The sequence below is a fragment of the Algoriphagus persicinus genome, from assembly GCF_035156415.1.
Lineage (GTDB): Bacteria > Bacteroidota > Bacteroidia > Cytophagales > Cyclobacteriaceae > Algoriphagus > Algoriphagus persicinus.
The window spans coordinates 1-7,184 of the sequence record NZ_JAYEEY010000056.1 but is presented as its reverse complement, the minus strand read 5'-3'; the positions used below and the strand labels follow the sequence as shown (position 1 = coordinate 7,184).

Sequence of the window (7,184 nt, the reverse complement as noted above, 5' to 3'; positions counted from 1 at the left end):
GAACCCAAGAATTTTGACTGGCATTCAGGCAGTTTTCAAAGAGCGGCCTAAAATCAAGCGAAATAACCAACAAAAAGGCCTCAGTTTAAACCAAATGAAGGTTTTTAGACGAACTGCCGTTAGCGGGCATTGTAAAAAGACAACGAGAAAAATAGAAAATATGAACATAGCAATTTTGATAGCAAACATCTTGACACTTTTAGCCTTTATTCTTCACACTTTTGTCGGTGACAAAGAACTGAAAGTAAACGAGCCGACAGAAGGAAATGACGAAAATTTCCAAAAAAGAGAAAAATGGACGATGGCGAGATGTGGATGGCATTGGGTTTCCTTTGATTTGCTTTTTGCTACAATTGGACTTGGACTGATTAATTTTACCAACTACTTTGACAACGAAAAAACATTGCTTCAAATACTGACAATTTACTTTTTAGGTTATGCAGTAGTTTGGGCTTTGACAATTGCAATTTCAAAACAGTTTCCGAAAAATTATTTGAAACTAGGGCAATGGATTTTGCTATTGCTTATTGGCGGACTAATTTACTTTGGAACAAATTAATTTGACTTATGCTAAAACTTGGCGGATACATAAACATAGCAATTGCAATCGGACATATAGTTGGACTTTTTTGGGCTGACAAAATGTTTGAAGTTACAGGAGTTGGAAAAGAAATGACTGAACTTGCTCAAACGCATTCTTCATTACCATATTTACTGACAATTTTTGTAGCAATCGTATTTTTCATATTTGGTTTATATGGACTTTCGGCTGACAATAAGTTTAGACCACTTCCACTTTTGAAACCTGTGATTTTCACAATATCAGGAATTTATCTTCTTCGTGGAATTGGAGAACTCATATTTGACTTGGAAAAACAACAAGCAAACCAGTTTTTGGAAATAACCTATTCACTAATTGCAGTCTTTATTGGACTTTTATTTTTGATAGGCGGACTGAAAAAATGGAAATTGAAACAGACGAATGAATAAACAACGACCCGCTAGTCGAGTAGGTAAAGGGGAATTCCACCCCTAAACCTCTCACAGAACCGTATCCCGATACGCTTTGCTATTGGGACAGGCAGTGAATCTCTCAATTCATACGGCTCTTATTATGCAGTCGGATAGTCCATTTTGTTAGACTAATTTGTATCCCAGTCCCCAGTGATAAAACAGGTTTGGATAAGAAACCGTCACTTGCCTAAGCCATTTAATTCGTATAACATTTCAATTTGTTTAATCCAATAATCCCTAGAAAGACACATTAATCATTCCCAACAAAATTGGCCCTTCCAAAAAATCTTCGATTCACGAAGTTATTGAGATTAGAACCAAACCGATAATTAAGCCCAAATCTGGTATCGATGTTATATGCTGAAGGTAGGTTTACCCTCCCGCTCAAAATATCCTGTTCGGTGAAATCTCCTGATGCCAGGTAAATCTGGTCCTTTACGTAGTTACCTTCTATCCTCATAAAGAAAGAAAAATTCCCAGTGACACGGACTTCTGCACTAATATTCAAACCTGTGGACCAAGAGCTAAAATCATCTAGATAATTTCTCAGACGATATCCCACTTCCAGGTTACCCCAACGTTGATTTAACCCCAGACTGGCTCTCAAACTATGGAGGAACCTGGTTTCTTGAAGAACACCGTAAATCGTTTCTTCGACATATCTATTATTCCTGACTTCAATCCCATAGTTCACTCTTAGAAATCTTGAATTCTGCACTGATTCCGGAAAAAAATTGTGCTCTACAGCTGGTCTGAAACTGGTCTGAAACTGATAATTAAAGCGGGTGTTCTGACGACCTGCAATATCATATCCATAAGACCATTGGGGTGAAATAGACTTCACCAGCTGGTGACTAAATCCAAATTCTGATACATCAAAATTATTCTCAACTTCATCTATGATCTGGTTGCCGTCAGCATCAAGAACCGGATTGCCATTGCCATCAACTCTTGGTTCCCTTTGAATCGTTCTTCTCAGTCTTTCATCTATTCTCCCAGATAGGGAAATTTTCCACTTATCCGTGATACGATTAATATTGATTTCTCCACCATAATTAATTTCCTTGCTCAATTCCTCTAATTCAATGTTCGCATCACTACCCACATTAAAAACCCAGTAATTCCAAGGATGTTCGCTTTCCCGCACTGTATCAACCAAATTGCCAGAGTCAGTCTTCATGTTGATTTCGATCTCCTCTCCAGCTGTGGTTTTCGCAACATACGGAGCTAAACCTAATTTGATAAACCGAGTAAGTCTCTCCCGCACTTCAAAGTCGGTATCCGTCTGTTTGGTATTTACATAGAGGGTGTCGCTTCTTCCCGCATGGATGTTTTGTTGACCTATAAACAAAAGTTGATATTGTCTTCCACCGCCACCAGATCTGTTATTGTTAATTAGCAAAAAGACATCAGCCGATTGATTATCCCTATAGAAGTCAACCGCTGTAATTTCCGTTCTGATAAAATCCATATCACAGCCTCCATCCCTCCGATCACAACCATCGATAAACACCCTGAGTTTATTTGGAAGGTTGTAATTATCAACTAGTGTTTGACTAATTGAAGGAGTAGTCAAGGAAAAGAATGTCAGAATCAATAAAAGTGGTATTTTTCTCATTTTTTTAGGGGTAACTCAAGTTGGTCGTTTCATTTAAATCGAAGTTAAGTGCCATTTATCAACCTTGACACTGTATTTTCCCTGCATTGTTTGAAAATGAATATACATTTTACACGAAAAAGCAAAGAAAATAATACCCGATCCTTTGCTACCTAATTACTTGAATCAGGCATGTGGCCTTCCCTTTTTATGAAACCAAATTAATAAAAGGATTTGAAGCACATACAAACTTTGGGTACAAGTATGTACTTGGAATTATATGAATGTATAAACAAACTACTTGGCTAACAATGAATATAAGCATCAGCGGTTTCTGTGGGTATTCGAGCGGTAGTGTTTCTAATCAACCCCACCAAATCTGCCGATTTAACTAAAAAAGTAAACAACGCAACACTATTTCAAGTACGTGGAGTTTATAAAAACCTTAGCTATTTCAATTTTTCTACTTGTTTCATATGATTATAATTTGTTTTTCAATGGTCATATGGAATCTCGCATGGTACATAATCATCCCAGTGTGTGACGCCTGCGACATGCTCGATTTCATGTGTTTATAATTTGCTTTTCAGTTGTCACATAGCCTGTCCCGATCTTTCATCGGGAGAATCTCGCTTGGTTGATAATCATCCCAGTGTGTGTCGCTTGCGTCATGCTCGATTTCATATGTCGGTTGTCAGATCATTGAAAATTTAAATCTTACGGTGTTTAGTGACCAAAACCCGACGGATACCCCCTTGGTTTTTGGAAAAGGTATTATTTCAACTGAGAATAAAGAATTCGCAATCACTTTCAGTTCAGAAATGGACGAATTATACTTTACCCGCAGAAAACCAAAAGAGAAAAATAAGATTTATACCTTGAAATTTGTCGATGAGAAATGGTCTGACCCAGAATTGACATTTTTCCCAACAGATAAAGGATGGGACTTTAAACCTCATATCAACCCTAAAGGTGATAGGCTCTACTTTGGAAGTACAAGACCTCTTACTGATGACATTCAATCATCAGGTATGCATCAATGGTATAGCGAAAAAAATGAAAATGGCTGGGGCGAGCTCCTACTAGAAAATCGAGTGATCAACCGACCTAAATATCCCAATGATCGTAAACAACCCTTCCCAGCTTTGTATTTTCCAGAGAATTCAGCAAAGGAATCGCTATTTTCTTCCTGGATTTTTTTTTGGAAGCGGAATAGAAAGGGAATTGAAAAGCAATCGCAATCTAAAATCTGCGAAAGGAGTCGATTGGATATATAACTAAAAGAGATTAAGTTTAGCTAATTGAAAAATATCCACCATTATAGGTGATAGCATGCTCCTATGGGAGATATCACTTATAATGGTGGATAGCGAAACGTTGTGCTCAATTAATGTGCATAGCCTGCCTCATAGTCCGGAACTATTACTCCTGTTTCCTTTACATAACTTTCCCATTGAGTAATAAGATCGGTCAATATTTCAGGTTCTTGTGCTGCCAAATCAATTTGTTCTCCTGGATCAGATGAAAGATTATATAACCGCCACTGGTCAACAATCACATTTGGATCATTCGGTTTCCAGGGAATTCCTGAAGGTTCAAATACAATCTTCCAATCACCCTTACGGATTGCCTTACGGCCAAATAACTCCCAGCCCATTGAATAATCTTCACCATGTAGGGACTCACTATCACCTTTCAACAATGACAACATCGACGAACCTCGGAGCGGTAATATTTCCTTTCCCTTATATGTATTGGGGTGTTTTATTTCCGCAAGTTCTAAGATGGTAGGCAAAACATCCATAACCGTGACCATTGAACTTTCAATCGATCCACCAGGTATGACTTTAGGATAATGTACAATTGCCGGAGCTCGGATGCCTCCTTCAGTGGTAAAGCCCTTGAACATGCGAAAAGGAGGCACACCCCCTCTAGACCAATTAGGACCATGCCATAGATATGAGTTAGCCGCCCCCATGTTTTCCAAACTGTTGTCACAGCATTGATCGACCCATTCACCAAGAGCATCCCACCCTATATCCAAATGTGCACCTTCAGGCCCATTGTCAGACATGAAGACGATAAGTGTATTTTCAAAGTCGCCACTTCGTTTGAGGGACTCTAGAACCGCACCAAGATAGCGATCCAAATCGTCAACCATAGCAGCATAAATTTCCATTCTTCGAGCTTCAATTCTTTTATCTTCCTCATTCAAAGAATTCCAAGCTGTTTCGGTAGGAATTCGTTCTACTAGTTTCATGCCAGGAGCAGTTAATCCGAGTTTCTTCATCTTTTCAAATCGAGATATTTGTAAAATATCATAACCAGAATCATACTTACCAAGATACTTTGCTATAGACTCTTCGGGGGCTTGTAGGGGCCAATGTGGTGCTGTATAAGTCAGATAAGCAAAAAAAGGCTTTCCATCATCAGGACGATTCTCCAAGTAATCAATCATTCTTTCGCTATACATACGTGTGGAATAAAAGTCCTCAGTTAAATTAACACGTTCCCCATCTTCTTCATATACAGCTAGACCAGGCCCTACACAAGGCATCTGATTCAGATGACCCGCGCAACCCTGAAGTAAACTGAAGTAGTGTTCAAACCCTCTGGCTCCAGGGCTGGTTTCTGTCGTCATACCCAAATGCCATTTACCAGCCATATAAGTGTGGTATCCGGCATCTTGAAGTAATTCAGGGAGTGCCGCTACTCTATAATTCAAGAATCCTTCGTACCCCGGATTTGCTTGCTGATTCTCCCGAAGTTCTTCAGCCATATTTCCAAGACCAGCAAGATGATTATCGGTTCCAGACAGCAACATAGAACGAGTTGGAGAACAAGTCGGAGCGACATAAAACTGAGTGAGTCTTACTCCTGCTGCTGCCAGTGCATCTAAATTAGGTGTTTCGATTTCGCCACCAAACGAACCTAAATCTGTAAATGCCAAATCATCGGCAACAACCAACAAAATATTGGGCCGTTTGTCCTTTGATGGACTACAAGCGAGTAGAGTTATAACAAAAGTAATGCACGGTAATAATCTGTTCATATGTATAGTCCTTGGACTGAAAATATCAAAATAGTTTAATCAACCGAATTTAAACAAATTACATGTTCATAGCAACTGAGCACAGTCGAGTAGACGGCCTCGCCAGATTTCTCCGACGAGGTGCGCATCTCACACCACCTATCCCGAAAGCTTTCGGCATTAACTATTTAAAAATTACCGCGACTTGTGCTGAGCGAAGTCGATTAAGCGGTTGCATTATCGAGAAACTGGCAGGGAATAAATCCTTGCCAGTTTTTTGTTTTAAGGGTTAGAATAAAGTTTTATAAAACCAACGAGACGGAAGGTGGCGACAAATCAACAACGTGTAAACTCAATGCCGGTCGGGAAAAAGTTGATTTGAAACGCTTACGGGTTCCACCCATAATTCAAATAACCAGTCCAACCAGGTCAGATTTCACTAACATAGCCAGCTTAAATCTTACTCTAATTAGCTATCTTAAGGATGTTATTTGAATTCTTTCACCCTCATGGCGTTTACACGCCGATCCGTCGAACAGATTTACAAAAAGAATTTGAAAAGTTGATTCCCCGGAGAAAGGACAGGATTTTGGGAATGTTGCTAAAGAGTTTCAGGCTGGTTATGTTTTTGGGAAGACTGATAGGGTTCGGAAATGGATACAGATCGCCATGGGAGAACGATCAGAATGGTGAAATAAATGGTGTCATTGTTAATGAAAAGCACCAGCGACTCCTCAAATGGATTCGCTAATGCTAGCGAAAGCCAACCGTTTTTAGTAACTTAATAATTCACCAAACAACAAACCACCATGACAAAAGTATTAATCACCGGCCAAGTTGAAGATTCTGCTAAATGGGAGGCAGGTTTTCGATCTCATGTAGACTTATTTCAGGCAATGAGCATCACTAAGTTGGAATTTACCACAACGGCAACCAATGAAGTTGCTATTTGCGGTGAGACGTCAGACCTGAACAAATACATGGAAATATTTAATTCCCCTGCTACCGCGGAAGCGATGGCATTTGATGGCGTCAAGCGCGAAACCGTTAAAGTTTTTGTCCTGGACAAAGAATTGAAAGTCTAACTTTCACGAGCCAGCACATTTCCTTTTATTAATTCAAGATTAGGGAGGCCGACTTCAAACAGGTATTAATGGAAGTACAGAAATTGTAATACAAGGAGATTCTCTGGTGTTTACTTTTCAGTGACAGAAAGAATCACCTACCTCAAAAGGGTAGGTTTTTTATTAAGTGTTTTCATTATATACAATGATCTTAGACCTCAGGATTGAAGATAGCATAGCAATTGGCCTTCCTGGCCGTGTGTTAAATTCTACAATACTCCTTGATGATTTGGAAGTTCTTACCACAATGCCCAGATTGGTTTTTCAATAAATCACTAAATCCCAATAATTATGAAAAAAATAAATTAAAAACTAACAACTAGGTTTTCGTCGCGTGCGTAGCACGAACGATGAAACCGCTGTTGCACTGCCTGTCCCGATAGCGAAGCTTATCGGGAGAACCGGTGAGGTTCTTATG

Annotated in this window: 7 protein-coding genes; 5 read left to right on the top strand and 2 right to left on the bottom strand. The window is 39.3% G+C overall.

What is annotated here, in order from left to right; genetic code table 11:
* A partial coding sequence (locus U3A58_RS21440; protein WP_323826445.1) for a hypothetical protein occupies positions 1-559 on the top strand: 559 nt, incomplete at its 5' end.
* Between the two features lie 8 nt (positions 560-567).
* Positions 568-990 (top strand): hypothetical protein, encoded by a 423-nt coding sequence (locus tag U3A58_RS21435; protein ID WP_323826444.1) that lies wholly within the window; start codon positions 568-570, stop codon positions 988-990.
* Between the two features lie 274 nt (positions 991-1,264).
* On the opposite strand, the gene U3A58_RS21430 is transcribed toward U3A58_RS21435, so the two are convergent.
* A complete protein-coding gene (locus U3A58_RS21430; protein ID WP_323826443.1) occupies positions 1,265-2,632 on the bottom strand; it encodes a hypothetical protein in 1,368 nt (455 codons plus the stop codon).
* Positions 2,633-3,333: 701 nt separating this feature from the next.
* Here U3A58_RS21430 and U3A58_RS21425 point away from each other — a divergent pair.
* Positions 3,334-3,888, top strand: coding sequence for a hypothetical protein (locus U3A58_RS21425; protein ID WP_323826442.1), 555 nt, complete (start codon positions 3,334-3,336; stop codon positions 3,886-3,888).
* A gap of 110 nt (positions 3,889-3,998) precedes the next feature.
* On the opposite strand, the gene U3A58_RS21420 is transcribed toward U3A58_RS21425, so the two are convergent.
* On the bottom strand, positions 3,999-5,582 hold the full coding sequence (locus U3A58_RS21420; protein WP_323826441.1) for an arylsulfatase: 1,584 nt from the start codon (positions 5,580-5,582) through the stop codon (positions 3,999-4,001).
* Positions 5,583-6,126: 544 nt separating this feature from the next.
* Between U3A58_RS21420 and U3A58_RS21415 the strand changes: the two genes are divergently transcribed.
* A complete protein-coding gene (locus U3A58_RS21415) occupies positions 6,127-6,393 on the top strand; it encodes a hypothetical protein (protein WP_323826440.1) in 267 nt (88 codons plus the stop codon).
* A 58-nt stretch (positions 6,394-6,451) separates the two neighbouring features.
* Positions 6,452-6,727 carry a hypothetical protein gene (locus U3A58_RS21410; protein WP_323826439.1) on the top strand — a complete coding sequence of 92 codons (276 nt, stop codon included), beginning with the start codon at positions 6,452-6,454 and terminating at the stop codon, positions 6,725-6,727.
* The last annotated feature ends 457 nt before the right edge of the window (positions 6,728-7,184 follow it).

What these genes read in the sequence shown, in the direction of transcription:
- U3A58_RS21435 (WP_323826444.1), top strand. Translation starts at nt 568, where the DNA reads ATGCTAAAACTTGGCGGATACATAAACATAGCAATTGCAATCGGACAT.
- U3A58_RS21430 (WP_323826443.1), bottom strand. Translation starts at nt 2,632, where the DNA reads ATGAGAAAAATACCACTTTTATTGATTCTGACATTCTTTTCCTTGACT.
- U3A58_RS21415 (WP_323826440.1), top strand. Translation starts at nt 6,127, where the DNA reads ATGTTATTTGAATTCTTTCACCCTCATGGCGTTTACACGCCGATCCGT.
- U3A58_RS21410 (WP_323826439.1), top strand. Translation starts at nt 6,452, where the DNA reads ATGACAAAAGTATTAATCACCGGCCAAGTTGAAGATTCTGCTAAATGG.